Raw genomic sequence first — 19,428 nt, 5'->3', positions numbered from 1 at the left:
GGAATAAAGCAGGGGCAGGGCACATGGAATTGTGAAGAGGGGCAGGAAGTCCGCTCCGGCGCGGGAACGCCAGAGCCTTAGTCCGTCATACGTCAGCTCGCCCGGCGGATGGCCATGCGGGCGCGGGCGGCGAGGCCGAATTCGCGGAAGATGGCGCTGGACAGCGCATCCTCGCCGAAACGCCATTCCGGGTGCCATTGAATGGCCGTCGTGAAGGTCTTGGCCGCGCCATGGCGGAAGGCTTCCACCACGCCGTCCGGCGCGCGGGCCTCCACCACCAGGCCCGGCGCCAGCCGGTCCACGCCCTGTTCATGCAGGGAGTTCACGCGCCATGTTGTATCGCCGCCGACCCAGCCGGAGAACTGGCCGCCAGGTTCCAGCGCCACCTGATGCACGGGCGCATATTGCTCAGGGATCGGCAGGTCTTTCTTGTAACGGTGGTCGAGTTCCAGCGCGCCGACTTCATGCAGCTTCGGATGCAGCGTGCCGCCGAAGGCGACGTTCATTTCCTGGCAGCCACGGCAGACGCCCAGCATGGGGACGCCAGCCTCAAACGCCGCGCGGATCAGGCCGATCGACAGCGCATCGCGATTGGGATCGGCCGGCAGAACCTGATCCTCGGGCGGGCGGCCATAGAGGGCAGGGGCCACGTTGGACGGGCTGCCGGGCAGAAAGATGCCGTCCACCAGATCGAGGATTTCCGTGTAATCCACCGATTGCGGCAGCGGCTTGCCGTCGATATCCGAAATCAGGCCGGGCAGCAGGATCGCCTGGGCGTCCGAGCCCGCGACGACGGCGGAGATGTATTTCTCCACCACCAGATGCGTCGGATGGCCGGCCACCGCCGTCACGTCGCACACAAATCCAATCACCGGCCTGCGCATCGGAACCTCGACTCTCTTCCAAGAACTCTTGTGATCACATAGGCGGCAGCCAGACGGCTGCCCATAAGCTTTCGCCGCAACCCTGAAAGCGCGGCATCGCGCAGCCTCGGCTCAGGCCGCCGCAGAGGTCAGCTTCCGGGATGAGACCAGATGCCCGATGCCGGTGCGGATATCATGCGTCACAGCGTGGCGCAGCGCCGCCTCGTCGCGCGCCGCAATCGCGTCCAGCGCGGCCAGATGATAGTCGTAGCCGTCCGCCGCCGTCGGGAAGGCTTCCAGCGCCTCGCGCATGAAAGGCCCGGTCTGCAACCAGACCGATTCGATCAGCGGCACCAGCACGCTGTCCCGCCGCGCGCTATACAGCGTCAGATGGAACTGGAAATTGCCCGCGACCACGCTTTCCGAATCCCCGCGCGTAATGGCCTGGTTGATGGTCTCATCGATGGCGCGCAGCTTTTCCAGCCGGGCCGCGTCGATCAGCGGCAAAGCGCGGACGGCGGCTTCCACCTCCAGCACCGTGCGCGCGACATACAATTCCTCAAACCGCTCGGGCGTCATCTGCGGGACGCGCACGCGGCGATTGTCGAGTAGGGTCAGCGCCCTTTCAGCCACCAGCCGGCGCAGCGCCTCGCGCACCGGCATGGCGCTGACCTCCATGGCCTCGGCCAGGCCACGGATGGTCACCGCCTGGCCGGGCGGGAAGGCGCCCTGCATGATGGCGCGGCGTAAGCCCCGGAAAACCCATTGATGGATTGTCTCGCCGGAGGCACGGACAGGCATGGTCAGCTTGGGAGCGTCGTCAGTCATATCGATCTCTTTAACAGCGATTCCCCACATTGCGCAGGGATTGCCGCTTGCCCAATGTGATCACATTGGGGTGTAATAGGCAAAGCAAAAACGGAGAGATTCATGACGGTGCTTCCGCGCGTCGCAGTCGGTGGGAAGTCGAAGAAGTCGGAGGGCGGCGCCATCGTCGAAGCCTTCGTCGTCGACGGAAACGGGGTGCCGCGCGGCAAATGGGTGCCGGCCGAGAAACTGTCCGACGTCAGCGATAAGGGCGTGCTGATCCCGCGCTCGGTCTTCGCCCAGGATATTTGGGGCCGGGACGCGGATGAGGCCGGGCTCGCCTGGGGCACGGGTGACCCGGACGGGCTGTGCAAGCCGGTGGAAGGCTCCGTCCTGCCCATCTCCTGGCTGTCCCGCCGGGCGACCCAGGTGATGCTGCGCATGGTCGATGCCGATGGCAGCCCCTATTTCGCCGATCCCCGCACCGTGCTGGAAAACGTGCTGGAGCGCTTCAAGCTGGCCGGATTGACGCCGGTTGTCGCGACCGAGCTGGAATTCTACTTCATCCAGCCCGAGGAACAGGCCGGTGCCAAGCCGCGCCCCTATGGCGCGGATGCGGAAGGCTGGAAGGGCTGGGCGCAGAATGTGCTGAGCCTGGACGAGCTTCATGCCTATGACGCGATCTTCGCCGATATCGCGCGCTATGCGAATGAGCAGAATATCCCGCTGGACGGCATGGTGCGCGAGAATGGACCGGACCAGTACGAGCTGAACTTCACCCATACCGACGATGTCGTGCGCGCCGCCGACTGGACGGTGATGATGAAGCGCATCGTTAAAGGCGCGGCCCGCCGCCACGGCATGGACGCCACCTTCATGGCCAAGCCCTATGGCGGGCTCGCGGGTTGCGGCATGCATACCCATCTCAGCCTGCTGGACCGCACGGGCGCCAATATCTTCGTCGCTGACGGGCATGAGCCCGGCGGCAAGATGCGTCATGTGGTCGGCGGCATGCTGAACACGATGAAGGACAGCATGCTGGTGCTGGCCCCGCACGCCAATTCCTATCGCCGGCTGACCCCCGCGACCCATGCGCCGACGCGCCTGACCTGGGGCATCGACAATCGCACGGCGGCCATTCGCGTCATCGAGGCCGGTCTCGCCACCCGGATCGAGCATCGCGTCGCCGGCACCGACACCAATCCCTATCTGACCATGGCGATCATCCTGTCGGCCGCCCTGCATGGGCTGGAAACCGAGGCGGCGCCGCCGGAACCGATGACGGGCGAGCACAGCCAGTCCGGCGCCGAGACGTTGCCCGCCACCTGGGACGAGGCCTTGGCGCGGTTCGAAAGTTCGGCCTTCATCGAAAAGGCTTTCGGCAAACGCTATCAGAAGGTCTTTGCCGCCGTTAAACGGCAGGAGATCGAGGAATTCCGCGCCCATGTCACGGAATTCGAATATGACGCCTATCTGAGGACCGCCTGACCATGTCTGTTCCCGCCCGCGCCGCCCATGCGCCGTCCTATTACGCGGCGACGCGCAACGCAACGCCGCTGCGCCCGGCGCTGGTGGGGGACGTCCATGCCGATGTTTGCATTATCGGCGCCGGTTTCACGGGCATTTCCGCCGCCCTGACGCTGGCCGAGGCCGGCATCCGCGCCGTGGTGCTGGAAGCCAAGCAGATCGGCTGGGGCGCATCTGGGCGCAATGGCGGGCAGATCGTCAACGGCTATAGCCGCGACCTCGGGGTTATCGAGGCGCGCTATGGCGCGGCGGCGGCCAAGGCACTGGGGGCCATGGCCATGGAAGGTGGCGACATCATCCGCGACCGCGTCGCCAAATACGCCATTCAATGCGACCTTGTGCCCGGCGGCTATTTCGCGGCGCTGACGGAAAAGCAGATGCGCGAGCTGGAACATCAGAAACGCGTCTGGGAAAGGCACGGATATACGAGCCTGGAAATGGTCGGTCGTCAGGCGTCGCAGGACATCGCGCGCACCCGCATCTATTGCGGTGGCATGATCGATCATCGTGCCGGCCATCTGCATCCGCTCAATCTCGTTCTGGGCGAGGCGGCGGCGGCGGAATCGCTGGGCGCCGTCATCCATGAAGACAGTCCCGTCAGCGGCATCAGCGATGATGGGTCATTGGTGACGGTGACGACGGATCGTGGCCGCGTCACCGCCCATAGCGTGCTCGTCTGCGGCAATGCCTATCTGGGCGACGCCGTGCCGCAACTGACGAACAAGATCATGCCCGTGTCCACCCAGGTGGTGGCGACCGCGCCGCTGGACCCAGCCTTGCTAGACAAACTTCTGACCAAAAACTACTGCGTCGAGGACTGCAACTATATCCTCGATTATTACCGTCGCACGGCCGATCACCGGCTGCTGTTCGGCGGCGGCATCGTTTATGGCGGTACGGACCCCGCCAGTATCGAAGGCAAGATCCGCCCGCATCTGGACCGCACCTTTCCCGAACTGCGCGGCGTGAAGCTCGATTTCGCCTGGAGCGGCAATTTCGCATTGACCATGACGCGTGTGCCCCATGTCGGCCGCCTTTCGGCGAATGTCCTGTTCAGCCATGGCGACAGCGGCCATGGCGTGACGACGACGCATCTGCTCGGCCGCCTGCTGGGCGAGGCCGTGCAGGGACGCATGGCGCGGTTCGATACTTTCGCCGGCCTGCCGTATCACCCGTTTCCCGGCGGCCGCACCTTCCGCGTGCCGCTGACCGTGCTCGGTGCCTGGTGGTACGGCCTGCGCGACCGGCTGGCGCTCTGACTTTCACAAGCAGTCATCCGCGCATTCATTGCGCGGATCCATCCCCTGCGGCGCACCGAGGGATGGATGCGCGGCATGAAGCCGCGCATGACGAAATGTGGGCCGAAACATAAAGAGGTTCCCATGCTGGATATCCCGAACGACATCGACCATCTCCGCGCCGTCGATAACGCGCATCACCTGCATCCCTTCACCGACCATAAGTCGCTGCATGAAGGCCGCGTGCGCGTCATCACCCGCGCCGAGGGTGTGTGGATCTGGGACGGTGACGGGCAGCGCCTGCTGGACGGCATGGCCGGGCTGTGGTGCGTCAATGCCGGCTACAGCCAGCCGACCCTGGTGGAAGCCGCCGCCCGCCAGATGGCGACACTTCCTTATTACAACTGCTTCTTCAGCAGCACGACGCCGGCCGTCGCCGCCTTGTCGGAGCGTCTGGCGCGGATGTCCCCGGCCGGGCTGAATCATGTTTTCTATGCCTCATCGGGGTCGGAAGCGGTGGACAGTGCGCTGCGCATCGCGCGCCAGTTCTGGAAGCTCCAGGGCAAGCCGGAGAAGCGCATCATCGTCAGCCGCGAATACGGCTATCACGGCTCCACCATCGCCGGCGCGTCGGTCAGCGGCATGACGGACATGCACAAGCAGGCCGGTGACCTGCCGGATTTCCATCAGGTGATGACGCCCTATACCTGGCGCGACGCGGGTGACCTGAGCCCCGAGGAATTTGGCCTCAAGGCCGCGCAAAGCCTGGAGGCCTATATTCAGCAGGTCGGGGCGGACAAGATCGCCGCCTTCATCGGCGAGCCCATCCAGGGGGCCGGCGGCGTCATCATTCCGCCCGACAGCTATTGGCCGGAAATCCAGCGCATCTGCCGCGCGCATGACATCCTGCTGATCGCCGACGAGGTCATCTGCGGCTATGGCCGTCTTGGCGCGATGTTCGGGTCCGACGTCTATGGCATCCAGCCGGACCTGATGACGACGGCCAAGGGCATCACCTCGGGCTATGTGCCGTTATCGGCGCTGTTCGTGGGTGACCGGGTGGCCGAAACCTTCATCGAACAGGGCGGCGAATTCTATCACGGCTTTACCTATTCCGGGCATCCGGTGGCCTGCGCCGTCGCACTCGCCAATCTCGACGTCATCGACAGCCAGAACCTTGTGGGCGCGGCCGAGCGTCAGGGTGCGACGCTGCTGGCCGGGCTGCGGGACGCGCTCGGCGACCATCCGCTGGTCAGCGAAATCCGGGGCAGGGGGCTGATGATCGCGCTGGAACTCGCGGAAGACAAAGCCGGCCACAAACCCTATGCGTCATCGCGGAAGGTCGGTCTCACCTGCCGCAATTTCGCGACCGAAGAGGGGTTGGTGATGCGCGCCTGCCGCGACACCATGGTGCTGGCCCCGCCGCTGGTGATTTCCGACGAGGAAGTGGGGCTGGTGGTGGAGCGCGCGGCGCGCGCCATCGACCGCACCTGGGGGCAGATCAAGGCCGGCTGAGGCCCGCTTACCTCTGGCGAAACGATCCCGAGAGGTCTAGATTTTCGCGCTTCATGCCGGGCAATGCGGGGGAGGGTCGATGGACTGGCAACTCTATTTCGGATTTGTCGGTGTCACCCTCATCCTCGGCTGTATTCCGGGGCCGAATGTCGCGCTGATCGTTGCCAATAGCGTCGCCCATGGCGTGCGCTACGGATTGGCGACGGTGGCGGGCACGGTGTCCGCCCAGGTCGTGCAGATGATCGCGGTCGCGCTGGGGCTGACGGCTTTGCTGGAGAGCATGGGCATCTGGTTCACGGCGCTGCGCTGGCTTGGCGTTGTCTATCTTCTGTATCTCGGCTACCGGCAGTGGCGGGCACCGGTGGTTGATCTTGCCCGCGTGCGCGCGGGCGAAAAAATCCCGCTGCGGGCGATGCTGCCAAGAGCCGCGGCCGTTTCGCTGACCAATCCGAAAGTGCTGCTGTTCCTGGGTGCGCTGTTTCCGCAATTCATCGCGCCGCACCATGCCGTGCTGCCCCAGGTGGCGCTACTGACCGTGACCTTTCTTGTCATCATCGGCATCTTGGATTCCGGTTGGGCGATCGGCGCCGGCCGGGCGCGCGGCCTGCTGTCACGCCACGCACGCCTGCGCAATCGCCTATCGGGCGGCATGCTGATGGCCGCCGCAGCCGGTCTCGCGGTCGCCCATAGACGATGACGGTCATCGGCGAGCAACAGCAGGAGCGTCTGCGCGCCGCACTGATCGCGGCTTTCGGCTCGGCCGAGACCGATAACATCGCGCCGCTGCCGGGCGGCGCCTCCACCGCCTTTCCCTTTCGGGTCAATCGCGGCGGCAATACCTATGTCGTGCGGCTGGAAGGCGAGCGCAGCCCGCTGCGCAATCCGCACCAATATGCCGCGATGGCGATGGCGGCGGAGGCCGGGCTGGCACCGCATCTTTATCACGCCGATGACGGATTGGGCGTGGCGGTGATGGATTTCATCGACGAAAAGCCGCTCGCGACCTATCCCGGCGGCAGCGCCGGGCTGGCCCAGGGCGTGGGCGGGCTGATTGATAGCCTGCAAAGCAGCCCGGTCTTTCCGCGTTTCCTTGATTACACGGATATGGTCGGCCGGTTATGGGCCTATGTCTGCGGCACCGGGCTGTTCGCCGGCGGCGTGCTGGACAAGGTGACCGCGCGCCTGGCCCGTGTCCGTAAGGCCTTCGACGCGGGCAGTGCACGCAGCATCGCCAGTCATAATGACCTGCTGCCGCGCAACCTGCTGTTCGACGGCACCAGGCTTTGGCTGATCGACTGGGAATCGGCCTATGCCAATGACCCCCATATCGACATCGCGACGGCGCTGGACAATTTCGCACCCGATCACGGCTGCGCCGAATTGCTGCAACAGGCGGCCGGCGCCCATTGGCCGGACAGGGTCGATCCGACAAGACTGGCTTTGGCCCGCGCCCTGGTGCGCCTTTACTACGCCGGCGTGCTGCTCAGCGCGGCCTTCGCGGCCCTTGGCCCGCTGGAAGACCGCAATCTGGCTGCGCCGACTGCGGATGCTTTTGAGCGAGGCGTTCGCCTGGGCGGTATGCGGCTGGACGCGCCCGAGACCAAATATATGCTCGGCAAAGTCTTTCTGGCGTCCTTCATGACGGGCGCGCCGCCGCCCCGCCTGTCCGGCAGCCAGTGAGGGTTTGGGGTAGCCGCGCTTTTTTGATCGGTGATGCAAAGGTCAATTCAAAACAGGAGTAATCCTTTAGGATTATTTTTTTGAGGCCTACTGTCTAAGAGGCAAGGCCGCTGCGTATTATAAGGGCGCTCACGAATGCGTGATCACGACGTCAATCGCCAGAAACTTTGTGAAGCTCATGAGCCATATCTCCGCCTCCGGTTTGAATTTTTTAGCAGGTGACGCCTATGCACGCGCGCTCCCGAAAGGGAGCTACCTGGCGGATATCAGCGAAGGGCAGAGCGGCCTTCTGGCCCAGGCCCTCTGTCACCATATCAGCGCCAGCCTGAACGGATTGCGCGACCGTTTAGGTCTGGATGCGGGGGGCAATCAACCGCTTCATGCCTTGTCCGAGCATGTGTCAACGAGCACGCAAATCGGAGAGCGGCTGAAAAATGCGGCTTGGTCTCTGCGGGATCCACTGCTCCCGGCCAGGATCGGACTCGATTTTCCCTTTATCGATCTCATCAGGCCGCTGGTGAACTTCCAGTCTGCCCCTGTCCTCATCACCGTGTTGAAGCAACTCTGCGCCTATTTCACTCATTTTCAGGGGGATGGGCGGCTGTCCTTGAGCCTGGACCGCGATGGCGCTTTGCTTGAATACGAGCACCGCAACGCTTTGGACTGGCGGCGCATTCCGGTGACAGAACTGATGATCGCGAGCTTGACCAGATTGATGAGAACATTGCTGCCGCGGCCATTTTGGCCGCAGGAGGTTCTGATCTCGCATCTCGGCGGTGCAAGCCCAGGTCAGGCAACCCAGATTTTCGGCATTCCCGTGGCATTCGGGGCAACTAGTTACACGGCCATACGGATACCCCGGCCTGCGTTGCACCATAGATGCCTTCTGCCGGAAGACGCCGAGCTTTCCTCTATTTACACGTCAACTGAAACGATTCAGGCGCTGCCCTATCGTGCCTTCGTTCCAACCGTCGCCTTTTACTTTCGCCGCTACGTCTATAATCCGACCGGTGGCATGACGACGGTCGCACGGCATATGGGGATGAGCCGGGCTAGTCTGGCACGCCGCCTGGCGGATCAGAACGTCACGTTTTCCGACATCATTTTTTATATGATGATGTCCGGGGCAAGGTATTACATCGAGGCGACGGACGTGCCGATGGCGGTCTTGGCCTCGCGGCTGCGCTATTCGGAACACGCGGCTTTTACGCGCGCCTTTACCAGAACCTTCGGCTGTTCGCCGATGGAATACCGGCGCCTGAGCCAGACCCGGGCGCTTGCCACGTCATTTTGATATTACAATAGCACCAGCCGCGCGCGTCCGGGTCGCGCACCGGCCACGCCGTGATGGCGGAAACCCAGGCGTTGCAGCAGCCGCCAGGACGGTTCGTTGTCCGGCCTGCATTCCGCGTAGACAATACAGTCGGGATAGGCGTCGTGCAGCGCGGCCAGAATAGCGCCTGCCGCCTCGGTCGCGATGCCTTGTCCCTGCGACGCGGGCGCGAACCAATAGCCGATTTCGATTTCGGCCGTTCCGCGCAGATGCGTGCCGATGGTGCCGAGCAGATCGTTGCCGCCCTGCCGCCAGACCCCCCAGAAACAATCGCGCCCGTCACCGTCACCGGCAATCAGACCTTCGGCGGCAGCGAGCGTGAAAGGGCTTGCCAGGAAATGCACGGCAGCGGTGACGGCGGGATGATCCGTCATCGCCCGGAAGGCATCCGCATCCGCCAGCACCAAGGGCCGCAGCGCCAGCCGCTTTGTCGCCAGCGCCGGCAGATGGTCCAGCCTCATCCCGCTCTGGCGGCGGTGAAGCCGGCGATTTCGGCCTGGGTGAGGGATAGCGGCAGAGCGCGGCCGGTGGCGGCCGATTGCTCGCCCGCTTCGATCAAGGCCATCAGGGCCACAGCCTCGGCCGGTGGTACGGGGTTGGCACCCTGGCCCAGAATGGCGTCGCGCACGCCCGCGTAATAACGCAGGTAATCCCCATCGACGGCGGCCATCACTTCCGGTTCGGCGGTGGCGCCGTCAACGATCGTCGCGGCATCGAGGTCGATGCCCCAATCCAGATCGCCCGGCACCATGCCCTGGCGCAGCTGGGTTTCCTGCACATCGACGCCGGATTTGACGAAGGTCGCCTCCGTGCCATGCAAGGTGAAGCGGCTGCTGCCGCCGGCGACAAGACAACCCGCGCCCAAAATGACATGCAGGCCGGGATAGGTCAGCACGGCGTGGAACCAGTCTGGCGCCGTGCCTGCGGCGCGCTGGCTGGCGGTATGCACGTCAACACTTTCGGGCAGGCCGAAGAGTTTCAACGCCTGATCGGCCAGATGCGCACCGAGATCGAACCACAGGCCGGTACCCGGGCCGGGGCGCTCGCGCCAGCGGTCCTGCGTTTCCGGCCGGTAGCGATCGATACGGCTTTCGAAATGCACCAGCCGGCCCAGGCGGCCGCTGGCAAGCGCTGCCTCGGCCGTCAGGAAATCGCTGTCGAGGCGGCGGTTCTGAAAGACCGACAGGGTTTTGCCGGCCTTCTCGGCGGCGGCGGCCACGGCGCGCGCCTCACCCAAAGACACGGTAAAGGGCTTGTCGACCACAACATGCTTGCCGGCCTCCAGCGCCGCTATGGCAAGCCTGGCATGGCTGTCATTGGGGCTGGCGATGACGACGAGATCGACATCCGGCGCGGTTGCCGCCGCCACCGGATCGGCGATCACCACCGTGCCGGGCGCGGTCTCCTGCACCGTCTCCGCCGGCTGGCTGGACCCGATGACGGTCAGGTCCAGGCCCGGCACGGCACGGATAAGGGGCGCGTGAAAGACGCGGCCGACATAGCCATAGCCGATCAGAGCGGTGCGGATGGGAGCTGCGTCTGCCATGGCGTCTGTTCTCTTCCCTGATGGGCGCTGGTCAAGCGCGCGGCATGGTCGGCCGGGCCGCGCGGATTTTCAACCTACGAAACCGTCACCCTGCCGGCCGCCCGGGCGGGCTGAGATCGCAATCGCTTGCGCGGCCTATCAAGACAGTGGTCAAGCCCGAAAAATCCGGCTACGCTTGGTTCAGTAAAAACAGAAAACCGGCATTTAAGCTGGGTTTGCGCGACGAACGACTGCTTTGCTCGGTCTATAGGGGAAACGGATCAATGGCTCAGGTATCCATCAGAACGCTGAAAAAGACCTATGAGGGCAGCGACGCGCTGGCCGTCAAAGGCATCAATCTTGAAATCGCGGACGGCGAATTCGTCGTCCTCGTCGGGCCTTCGGGCTGCGGCAAATCGACGACGCTGCGCATGATCGCGGGGCTGGAAGAGATTTCGGGCGGCGAGATCGACATCGGCGGTCGCGTCGTCAACGACGTGCCGCCGCGCGACCGCGATATCGCCATGGTCTTCCAGAACTACGCGCTGTATCCGCATATGTCGGTCTACGACAATATGGCCTTCGGCTTGAAGCTGCGGAAGTTTCCCAAGGAAGACATCAAGCGCCGGGTGGAGGATGCCGCCCGCATCCTGCATCTGACGCCGCTGCTACAGCGCAAGCCGCGCGCCCTGTCGGGCGGTCAGCGCCAGCGTGTCGCCATGGGCCGCGCCATCGTGCGCAACCCCAAGGTCTTCCTGTTCGACGAGCCGCTGTCGAATCTCGACGCCAAGCTGCGCGTGCAGATGCGCACCGAAATCAAGAAGGTCCATAACACGGTCAAGACCACGACCGTCTATGTGACGCATGATCAGGTGGAAGCGATGACGCTGGCCGATCGCGTCGTCGTCATGAACCAGGGGCTGATCGAGCAGGTCGGGCCGCCGCAGGAACTGTATCACCATCCGGAAACCCGTTTCGTCGCCGGCTTCATCGGCAGCCCGGGGATGAATTTCATTCCGTGCACATTGGTGCGCGAAGGCGAAGGCCTGGCCGTGCAACTCCTCGCCAATGGCATCAAGCTGGCCGTGCCGGCCGAGCGCGTGGCGCGCTACGCGCCTTACGCGGGCAAGGAGATGCTGTTCGGCATCCGGCCGGAACATATGCCGGTCTATGTCGGCGACAATCGCCCCGGCTTCGCGACGGTCGCCGTCGATGTCGATATCACCGAGCCGATGGGCATGGAGACGGTGATCTATTTCTTCCTGGGCGGCGGCGATCATAAGGACATCACGGAAGCGCCCTTCTGCGCTCGTATCGACCCGCTGGTGCAGGTCGGCCCCGGCAGCAAGATCCACCTCGCCGTCGACATGAACAACATGCACCTGATCGACCCCGCGACCGACAAGGTGGTTTAACGCCGCACTGCTCACGTCGCCCCCGGCTCAATCGTCATCCCCGGCTTTAATATTGTTGTCCCCGGCTTTATGCCGGGGACCAACCCGTCGGGGCGCCGGGACGGGTAGATCCCCGGGACAAGCCCGGGGACGACGTTTTGAGGGGCAGGAGATGCGCATTTCTCCCCCTTTATGAGGTGAAGAGTCTCGGCTAGTCAGGGCCATGCTCGACAAATCATTCTCCCCCGCCGAAGCCGAAGCCCGGCTGTATAAAACCTGGGAAGAGAGCGGCGCCTTCGCCGCCGATCCGGCTTCCGCCGGCACGCCCTTCACCATCATGATCCCGCCGCCGAACGTCACCGGCAGCCTGCATATGGGCCACGCGCTGACCTTCACGGTGCAGGACAGCCTGGTGCGCTATCGCCGGATGAGCGGGCGCGATGTGCTGTGGCAGCCCGGCACCGACCATGCCGGCATCGCGACGCAGATGGTGGTGGAGCGCCTGCTGGCCGGTGAGGGCAAGACCCGCAAGGAATTGGGCCGCGACGCCTTCCTGGAACGCGTCTGGCAGTGGAAAGGCGAATCGGGCGGTGCCATCACCACCCAGCTGCGCCGCCTCGGCGCCTCGCTGGACTGGCCGCGCGAGCGCTTCACCATGGACGAAGGCCTGACGCGCGCCGTGCGCCGCATCTTCGTCATGCTGCACGACAAGGGCCTGATCTACCGCGACCGGCGGCTGGTGAACTGGGATCCGAAATTCCAGTCCGCGATTTCCGACCTTGAGGTCGAAAGCCGCGAGATGGACGGCAGCCTGTGGTATCTGCGCTATCCGATCGAGGGCATGGAGGGCCGTTTCATCACGGTCGCCACCACACGGCCCGAGACCCTGCCCGGTGACGCCGCCGTCGCCGTGAATCCGGAAGACGAGCGCTACCAGGACTTGATCGGCAAATTCGCCATCCTGCCGTTGGTCGGCCGCCGCATTCCGATCGTCGCTGACGAGCATTCCGACCCGACCAAAGGCACGGGCGCGGTGAAGATCACGCCTGCGCATGACTTCAACGATTTCGCGGTCGGCCAGCGGCACAACCTGCCCATGCCCTCCGTGCTGGACCGTCAGGCGGCCTTCACGCTGGATGAGATCGGCAACGATCTGCGCGCGGTCGATGGCATCGCCGACCCGGCCTTCCTGACAGCCCTGGCCGGCGAGGACCGCTTCAAGCTGCGCGCCGCCATCGTCGCCGAGCTGGAACGCCTGGACCTGCTCGACAAGGTTGAGAAGCACCGCAACCAGGTGCCGCATGGCGACCGGTCCGGCGTGCCGATCGAACCGCTGCTGACGGTGCAGTGGTTCTGCGATGCCGCGACGCTGGCCAAGCCCGCCGTGGAAGCGGTGGAGCAGGGGCGGACGGTCTTCGTGCCCAAGCAGTGGGAAAACACCTTCTTCGCCTGGATGCGCGATATCGAGCCCTGGTGCATCAGCCGCCAGCTGTGGTGGGGGCATCGCATTCCGGCCTGGTACGGGCCGGACGGCGTTGTCTTCGTGGCCGAGGATGAGGCCGGTGCCGCCGCCCAGGCCCAGGCCCATTACGGCGAAGCGACCGCGCTGACGCAGGACGAGGACGTGCTGGACACCTGGTTCAGCTCCGGCCTTTGGCCTTTCTCGACCCTCGGCTGGCCGGATCAGACGCCGGAACTGCCGCGCTACTATCCGACAGACGTGCTGGTGACGGGTTTCGACATCATCTTCTTCTGGGTCGCCCGGATGATGATGATGGGCCTGTTCGCGATGGAGGATGTGCCCTTCAAGACGATCTATATCCATGGCCTGGTGCGGGACGAGCGCGGCCAGAAGATGTCGAAGTCCAAGGGCAATGTCATCGACCCGCTGGAACTGATCGACCAATACGGCACCGACGCGCTGCGCTTCACCATCTGCGCGCTGACCGGCCCCGGCCGCGACGTCAAACTGGGTCCGGCAGTGGTGGAAAGCTACCGGTCCTTCGTCACCAAGCTGTGGAATGCCGCGCGCTTCCTGGAAATGAACCAGGTCAAGCCGGTGGCCGGCTTCGATCCGGCCACCGTGACACTGCCGCTGTCGCGTTGGATTCTGGACACGGCCAATACCGCCATCGCGGAAGCGACCGCCGCGCTGGAAGCCTATCGCCTGGATGACTATGCCTCTGCCGGCTATCGCTTCACCTGGAACAGCTTCTGCGACTGGTTCATCGAATTCGCGAAGCCCGTCTTCGCCCAAGCGCAAGATGGGGGTGACACGGCAGAGGCGGCCGAAGTGCGGGCCGTCGCCGCGCATGTGCTTGGCACCATCCTGAAACTGCTGCACCCGGCCATGCCCTATGTCACGGAAGTGCTGTGGGGTGAGTTCGGCTTTGGCGCCGAAGGCACGCTGATCAAGGCAAACTGGCCCGAAGCCGTGTCGGTGCCGGACGCCCAGGCCGCCCGCGCGGAACTGGATTGGGTGGTCGGGCTGATTACGGAAGTGCGCGCCGTGCGGTCCGAAATGCGGGTGCCGCCCTCCATCCTGGCGCCGATTTTGCTGAAGGACGCGACAGACGAGGAACTCGGCCGCGCCGCCCGCTGGATCGACCCGATTCGCCGCATGGGCCGCGCCTCCGAGGTCAGCCCGCTGGTAGGCGAGGTGCCGCAGGGCTCGGCCCAGGCGGTTCTGGGCTCTGTTACAATTGCCATCCCGCTGACCGGCCTCATCGATCTCGCGGCCGAGCGCGTGCGCCTGGAAAAGGACCGTGCGAAGGCGCTCGACGAGGCACAGAAGGTGCGCGGCAAACTGTCGAACGAAAGCTTCGTTGCCCGCGCCAAGCCCGAAGTCGTGCAGGAAAACCGCGACCGCCTGGCCGCTTTCGAGGCCGAGGCCGCCCGTCTGGAAGCCGCGCTGACGCGGCTGGGCTGATTGCGGCGGCAGGCGCGATACGGCCCAATTTCCGTAACAAACCTGCCCTCGTTTCGCCCGCTCGGACGTGCTTTCTGGCGCCGTTCGAGTAAGTCCTCAGCCCTAAGGAGAGACGATGAGTAACGACCCCAAAAACCTCGCGCGCCGTGGCCTGCTGCGCCGCATCGGCCTGGGCGGCCTGGCGCTCGCGACCGGCGGCATTGCCGTCGCGAGTCTCGCGCCGGTCGCCGACGCGCAGGGCTATCCGCCCATGCCGCCGCCGCCCTTCGAGCGCCGCCCGCCGCCGCCGCCGCCGGGCATGATCTGGGAACCCGGCCATTACCGCTGGGACGGCTATCGCTATGTCTGGGTCGGCGGTCATTTCCGCCGTGGCGGCCCCGGCTATCGCCAGTTCGTACCCGGCCATTGGGCCTGGCGCGGCGGCCGTCAGGTCTGGATTCCGCAGCACTGGCGTTAAGGTCTGAACTGCGTTTACTACGTCATTGAATTGACTGTGAAACAGCCGTGATCTAGAGCCAGCGTATTCCGTCAACCTGTAAGGTTAAGACCATGCGCTGGCTCATCGGCCTTCCCCTGCTTCTTTCGGTCGCCGCCTGCGCGGCCTTCAACCCTCATACCGCGTCGCTGACCCCGGGCGCGGGCCAGCGCTTTCCGGTCTTTTTCGCGCCTGTCACGGCGACGCTTGCCAATGGCGCTGATACGACGGTCGCGTCGGCAGCCGCTTTTGCCCGCGCCAATCCGGCCGATCCCATCACGCTGATCGCCTATGGCGCCCCTCCGGGCCATCACTATGTCGAGCCGGCCGATATCGACGCCGCGCGTGCCGCCACGGTGACGGCGCAACTCATTGCCGATGGCGTCGACAAAAGCCGCATCAGCGCCGTTGCCAAGGGGCCGGTCCAGCCGGAAGTGCCGATGTCCAAGATCGAAGTCCGCCGCGTGGACATCATCGTCGGCACGGCGCCCGCCAGCCCCTGATGCAAGCCCTTTCAGGCGCGCCAGAACGTCATCACCAGCGCGCCTGACAGGATCAGCGCCCCACCCAGCAGCACCGGTGCCGTGGGCGTGACGCCGAAGGCGGCGCGGTTGATGACCTGCGCCACGACGAAGAACAAAGCCACATAGACGCCCAGCAGCCGCCCGAAATCCCAAGGCGGCAGATTGACGGTGACGCCATAGGCGGTGAGCACCAGCCCGCCGGCGATGATCAAGCCCAGACGCACCGTCAGATCATGCCCATGCAACCCGCGCCGGAGGATGGCATCCCCGCCGGCTTCCAGCACCGCTGCCAGCAGAAGAATCAGAAAGGCCGATAGCGGTTTCATGCCGCCACACCGCTGCGCGCACGGGCGCGGCCGATGGGGAAGTGGAACAGCCGTCCCTGACCCAGCAGGAAGATGCGGCCACCACGCGGAAACAGGGATGCGATGGCAGGGTCCGCGACATCCAGCCCGCCCGTATAGGCGCCGAAGGCTGGCAGGATCAGCCGCTTATGGCCATCGGTGATGAAGCAGGGGCGCGTGACCGCTGCGCCCCGCACAGGCACCGTCGCCTTGGGGTGATAATGGCCCGACAGCTCGCACTCGCCCGGTCCGCCAATACCGGCCTCATGGCGGAAGCGGAAAGGGCCGTCCGCCCATTCGGCATGGATGTCACCCGGCAGGGAGGCGGGCAAAGCAGGGTCGTGATTGCCCAGAACCCAGATGAATTTCGTCTGCCGCGCCATGGCGGCAAGCCTCGCCTGATCGCCGGGGGCAAGCCTTTCAGCCCCACCGGCGTCGTGAAAACTATCCCCCAAAGCGAGGATGGTTTTTGGGGAATAATGCCGCAATAACAGCGACATATTATCGAGTGTTAAGCGGCTGTCGTAAGGCGGAATCAAGCGTCCGCGCGCAGCCGCAGCCGATCCTTTTTCCAGATGTAAATCCGCTAAAACCAATAGGCTACGGGATGGAAAGAAGACGGCACCTGAAGGATCGAGCATCAGGCGTTCGCTGCCGATATGCAGCGGTGCGGCGGCGCTCATGCGGAGGCGCCCGGACGGCGTGCGTTAGTCAGGCTGCTCATAAATCAGATGAACCCCAGTTCGGAGAGAGATGATTGTGCAAGAACGTTCTCGGGATGTTCTTCGCCCGTCGCTTCCGTGACAAGGGCTTCCGCTTCGGCCAGCAGGTCTTCCTGGCCTTGGCCCGCCACACGCTCGCGCCCGACATCGAGGATGACCGGCACGGCGAGGGGGGAGACGCGATCCAGTTCCATATGCCGGACATGGCCCTTCACGCGGGCCAGCATGCCAGCGACGCGGCCAAGATCGGTCAGGCCGCCCTTGGCATCCTCCCAGGTCGCGCGCAGCAGGATATGGTCCGGCTGATGGCGGCGCAGCACGTCATAGATGAGGTCGGTATTGACGGTCACCTGCCGGCGGCTGCGTTCGGCGCCGGGCATCTGGCGGTCGATCAGGCCCGAAATCACCGCGACATTGCGGAATGTCCGGCGCAGCATGGAGCTTTCCGCCATCCAGCTCTCCAGATCGTCACCCATCATATCTTCGGAAAACAGCGTATCCATGTCGCGCGGCTGGTGGGCGGACCAGATGGCAATGACGTAGTCGGTCGCGACGAAGCCCAAGGGGCCGATGCCCAGACGCTCCATGCGCCGCGTCAGCAGCATGCCCAGCGTCTGGTGGGCGTTGCGTCCCTCGAAGCAATAGGCGACCAGATACCAGAGATCCTGGCGGGGAAAGGTTTCCACCAGCAGATCGTCCTTACCGGGCAGGACCGAGCGTTCCTGTTGCAGGCTCAGCCATTCCTGCACCGGCTCGGGGAAGGCCTGCCATTGCGCCGGATCGTTCATGATGGCGCGCACGCGGGCGGCGAGGCCGGTGGTCAGCGGCATCCGCGCGCCCTGGTAGGTCGGCACTTTCGGCTTGCCGCCGCCGCCATCCGTGACTTCCGCCCAGGTCTCCTGCAAGCGCACGAAGCGCAGCAGCCGGCCGGCGAACATGAAAGTATCGCCCGCGCGCAATTGGGTGACAAACCATTCCTCGACCTCGCCCAGCACCGCTCCGCGCCCGAAGCGCAGGCGGATCATCGGCGCTTCGACGATGGTGCCGATATTCATGCGGTATTGGCGGGCGATGCGCGGATTGCGGAGATGCATGACGCCTTCCGAATCCCGGAACAGTTTTTGATATCGTTCATAGACGTGCAGGGCGTAGCCGCCATTCTCGACGAAGCCCAGAACGGCGTCGAAAGTGGCGCGGTCGATGTCCGCATAGGGGCTGGCGCGGGTGATTTCGGCGAAGGCCGCGTCGGGGTGGAACGGCCCGGCGCAGGCCAGGCCCAGCAGATGCTGCGCCAGCACATCCAGCCCGCCGGGGCGCGGCGGGTCTCCGTCCAATTCGCGGGCCGCCACGCCCTGACGCGCGGCCTCGCATTCCAGCACCTCGAAGCGGTTGGCCGGCACCAGGATGGCGTGGCTGGTTTCATCCATGCGATGATTGGCGCGGCCGACCCGTTGCACCAGACGCGACACGCCCTTCGGCGCACCGACCTGAATGACCTGATCGACCGCGCCCCAGTCGATGCCAAGATCGAGCGAGGCGGTGGCGATGACGGCGCGCAACTTGCCGGCCGCCATGGCGGCCTCCACCTTGCGGCGCTGCGCCACGTCCAGGCTGCCGTGATGAATGGCGATCGGCAGCGTCTCCTCGTTGATGCGCCAGATATCCTGGAACATCAGCTCGGCCTGGGCGCGGGTATTGACGAAGATGATGGTCAGCCCGGCCTGCTTGACGCGCTCCAGGATATCGGGCGCGGCGGCCAGGCCCATATGCCCGGCCCAGGGCAGATGGCCTTCCGGCAGCATGATGGACAGATCGGGCGGTGCCGGGTCTGGCACTTCCAGCAAGGTCAGCCCGCCGCCATGGCCATCGGCGGAAACATATGCTGCAAGTTCAGGCTTATAGGCGATGGTGGCGGACAAGCCGATGCGCCGCGCCTGCGGCGCGATGACGGACAGGCGGGCAAGGCCCAGCGCCAGCAGATCGCCCCGCTTGATGCCGGCCAGCGCATGAACCTCATCGATGATGACCGAGCGCAGGTCGCGGAACAGATGCGGGGCATCTTCCTGGCTCAACAACAAGGCCAGGCTTTCCGGCGTCGTCAGCAGGATATCGGGCGGGGTTTCCTTTTGCCGCAGCCGCCGGTTTTGCGGCGTGTCGCCGGTGCGGGTTTCGATACGGATGGGCAGGTCCATCTCGGCCACCGGGTCAGCCAGATTGCGGGCAATATCGATCGCCAGGGCTTTGAGCGGACTGACATAAAGGGTGTGAACGCCGGAACCCTCGGGCCTTGCCTGCGCCAGATCGACCAAACTGGGCAGAAAGCCTGACAGGGTCTTGCCGCCGCCGGTGGGCGCGATCAGCAGGATATCCTGGCCGGACTGGAACAAAGACAGAACTTCAAGCTGGTGCGGCCGGGCGCGCCAGCCGCGCGCGGCGAACCAGGCCGCGAAACGCGGCGGCAGCAGCCCGGAAGCGGCTGGTTTCGTGGTATTTTGTCGGCGCACGGGGGCGCGGGCGGCGCTATCGCTCATCGGATGAGAACATAGCGCGAA

Annotated in this window: 17 protein-coding genes; 10 read left to right on the top strand and 7 right to left on the bottom strand. The window is 64.9% G+C overall.

Annotation, left to right across the window (positions count from 1 at the left end; all coding sequences use genetic code 11):
• Nucleotides 1–92: 92 nt before the first annotated feature.
• Together ASILVAE211_RS18530 and ASILVAE211_RS18525 are read right to left on the bottom strand one after the other, a co-directional pair.
• Nucleotides 93–884 carry a gamma-glutamyl-gamma-aminobutyrate hydrolase family protein gene (locus tag ASILVAE211_RS18530; protein ID WP_227322847.1) on the bottom strand — a complete coding sequence of 264 codons (792 nt, stop codon included), beginning with the start codon at nt 882–884 and terminating at the stop codon, nt 93–95.
• 111 nt (nt 885–995) lie between these two features.
• Nucleotides 996–1,691 (bottom strand): GntR family transcriptional regulator, encoded by a 696-nt coding sequence (locus tag ASILVAE211_RS18525; RefSeq protein ID WP_227322846.1) that lies wholly within the window; start codon nt 1,689–1,691, stop codon nt 996–998.
• Between the two features lie 102 nt (nt 1,692–1,793).
• On the opposite strand from ASILVAE211_RS18525, the gene ASILVAE211_RS18520 reads away from it, so the two are divergent.
• From ASILVAE211_RS18520 to ASILVAE211_RS18495, 6 genes are all read left to right on the top strand, one after another.
• Nucleotides 1,794–3,158 carry a glutamine synthetase family protein gene (locus ASILVAE211_RS18520; RefSeq protein WP_227322845.1) on the top strand — a complete coding sequence of 455 codons (1,365 nt, stop codon included), beginning with the start codon at nt 1,794–1,796 and terminating at the stop codon, nt 3,156–3,158.
• 2 nt (nt 3,159–3,160) lie between these two features.
• Nucleotides 3,161–4,456: an NAD(P)/FAD-dependent oxidoreductase gene (locus tag ASILVAE211_RS18515; RefSeq protein WP_227322844.1), complete on the top strand. Its 1,296-nt coding sequence runs from the start codon at nt 3,161–3,163 to the stop codon at nt 4,454–4,456.
• A gap of 123 nt (nt 4,457–4,579) precedes the next feature.
• On the top strand, nt 4,580–5,950 hold the full coding sequence (locus tag ASILVAE211_RS18510) for an aminotransferase (RefSeq protein ID WP_227322843.1): 1,371 nt from the start codon (nt 4,580–4,582) through the stop codon (nt 5,948–5,950).
• A gap of 79 nt (nt 5,951–6,029) precedes the next feature.
• Nucleotides 6,030–6,647: a LysE family translocator gene (locus ASILVAE211_RS18505; RefSeq protein WP_227322842.1), complete on the top strand. Its 618-nt coding sequence runs from the start codon at nt 6,030–6,032 to the stop codon at nt 6,645–6,647.
• The gene (locus tag ASILVAE211_RS18500) at nt 6,644–7,630 is read left to right on the top strand and encodes a phosphotransferase (RefSeq protein ID WP_227322841.1); all 987 of its coding nucleotides are present in this window, start codon (nt 6,644–6,646) and stop codon (nt 7,628–7,630) included. The genes ASILVAE211_RS18505 and ASILVAE211_RS18500 overlap by 4 nt, the downstream gene beginning before the upstream one ends.
• Nucleotides 7,631–7,808: 178 nt before the next feature.
• Nucleotides 7,809–8,924: a helix-turn-helix transcriptional regulator gene (locus ASILVAE211_RS18495; protein ID WP_227322840.1), complete on the top strand. Its 1,116-nt coding sequence runs from the start codon at nt 7,809–7,811 to the stop codon at nt 8,922–8,924.
• Nucleotides 8,925–8,926: 2 nt separating this feature from the next.
• On the opposite strand, the gene ASILVAE211_RS18490 is transcribed toward ASILVAE211_RS18495, so the two are convergent.
• Both ASILVAE211_RS18490 and ASILVAE211_RS18485 read right to left on the bottom strand, forming a co-directional pair.
• On the bottom strand, nt 8,927–9,424 hold the full coding sequence (locus tag ASILVAE211_RS18490; protein ID WP_227322839.1) for a GNAT family N-acetyltransferase: 498 nt from the start codon (nt 9,422–9,424) through the stop codon (nt 8,927–8,929).
• The gene (locus tag ASILVAE211_RS18485) at nt 9,421–10,509 is read right to left on the bottom strand and encodes an oxidoreductase (protein ID WP_227322838.1); all 1,089 of its coding nucleotides are present in this window, start codon (nt 10,507–10,509) and stop codon (nt 9,421–9,423) included. The genes ASILVAE211_RS18490 and ASILVAE211_RS18485 overlap by 4 nt, the downstream gene beginning before the upstream one ends.
• Nucleotides 10,510–10,772: 263 nt before the next feature.
• Between ASILVAE211_RS18485 and ASILVAE211_RS18480 the strand changes: the two genes are divergently transcribed.
• The 4 genes from ASILVAE211_RS18480 (at nt 10,773) to ASILVAE211_RS18465 (ending at nt 15,789) form a co-directional block, all read left to right on the top strand.
• The gene (locus ASILVAE211_RS18480) at nt 10,773–11,903 is read left to right on the top strand and encodes an ABC transporter ATP-binding protein (protein ID WP_227322837.1); all 1,131 of its coding nucleotides are present in this window, start codon (nt 10,773–10,775) and stop codon (nt 11,901–11,903) included.
• Nucleotides 11,904–12,105: 202 nt separating this feature from the next.
• On the top strand, nt 12,106–14,811 hold the full coding sequence (locus ASILVAE211_RS18475) for a valine--tRNA ligase (RefSeq protein WP_227322836.1): 2,706 nt from the start codon (nt 12,106–12,108) through the stop codon (nt 14,809–14,811).
• A 115-nt stretch (nt 14,812–14,926) separates the two neighbouring features.
• A complete protein-coding gene (locus tag ASILVAE211_RS18470; RefSeq protein ID WP_227322835.1) occupies nt 14,927–15,268 on the top strand; it encodes a hypothetical protein in 342 nt (113 codons plus the stop codon).
• A 92-nt stretch (nt 15,269–15,360) separates the two neighbouring features.
• Nucleotides 15,361–15,789 carry an OmpA family protein gene (locus ASILVAE211_RS18465; protein ID WP_227322834.1) on the top strand — a complete coding sequence of 143 codons (429 nt, stop codon included), beginning with the start codon at nt 15,361–15,363 and terminating at the stop codon, nt 15,787–15,789.
• Between the two features lie 11 nt (nt 15,790–15,800).
• Here ASILVAE211_RS18465 and ASILVAE211_RS18460 read toward each other — a convergent pair whose 3' ends face one another.
• The 3 genes from ASILVAE211_RS18460 to ASILVAE211_RS18450 are packed head-to-tail and all read right to left on the bottom strand — an operon-like array spanning nt 15,801 to nt 19,407.
• Nucleotides 15,801–16,136 (bottom strand): hypothetical protein, encoded by a 336-nt coding sequence (locus tag ASILVAE211_RS18460; RefSeq protein WP_227322833.1) that lies wholly within the window; start codon nt 16,134–16,136, stop codon nt 15,801–15,803.
• Entirely contained in the window at nt 16,133–16,837 is a 705-nt protein-coding gene (gene pdeM, locus ASILVAE211_RS18455) for a ligase-associated DNA damage response endonuclease PdeM (protein ID WP_227322832.1), read from the bottom strand. The genes ASILVAE211_RS18460 and pdeM overlap by 4 nt, the downstream gene beginning before the upstream one ends.
• Nucleotides 16,838–16,881: 44 nt before the next feature.
• Nucleotides 16,882–19,407 carry a ligase-associated DNA damage response DEXH box helicase gene (locus ASILVAE211_RS18450; RefSeq protein WP_227322831.1) on the bottom strand — a complete coding sequence of 842 codons (2,526 nt, stop codon included), beginning with the start codon at nt 19,405–19,407 and terminating at the stop codon, nt 16,882–16,884.
• Between the last annotated feature and the right edge of the window lie 21 nt (nt 19,408–19,428).

The sequence above is a fragment of the Acidisoma silvae genome (assembly GCF_020618775.1).
GTDB classification, from domain to species: Bacteria; Pseudomonadota; Alphaproteobacteria; order Acetobacterales; family Acetobacteraceae; genus Acidisoma; species Acidisoma silvae.
Note: the sequence above shows the minus strand (reverse complement) of the source record. Positions and strands in the feature narration are given on the sequence as shown.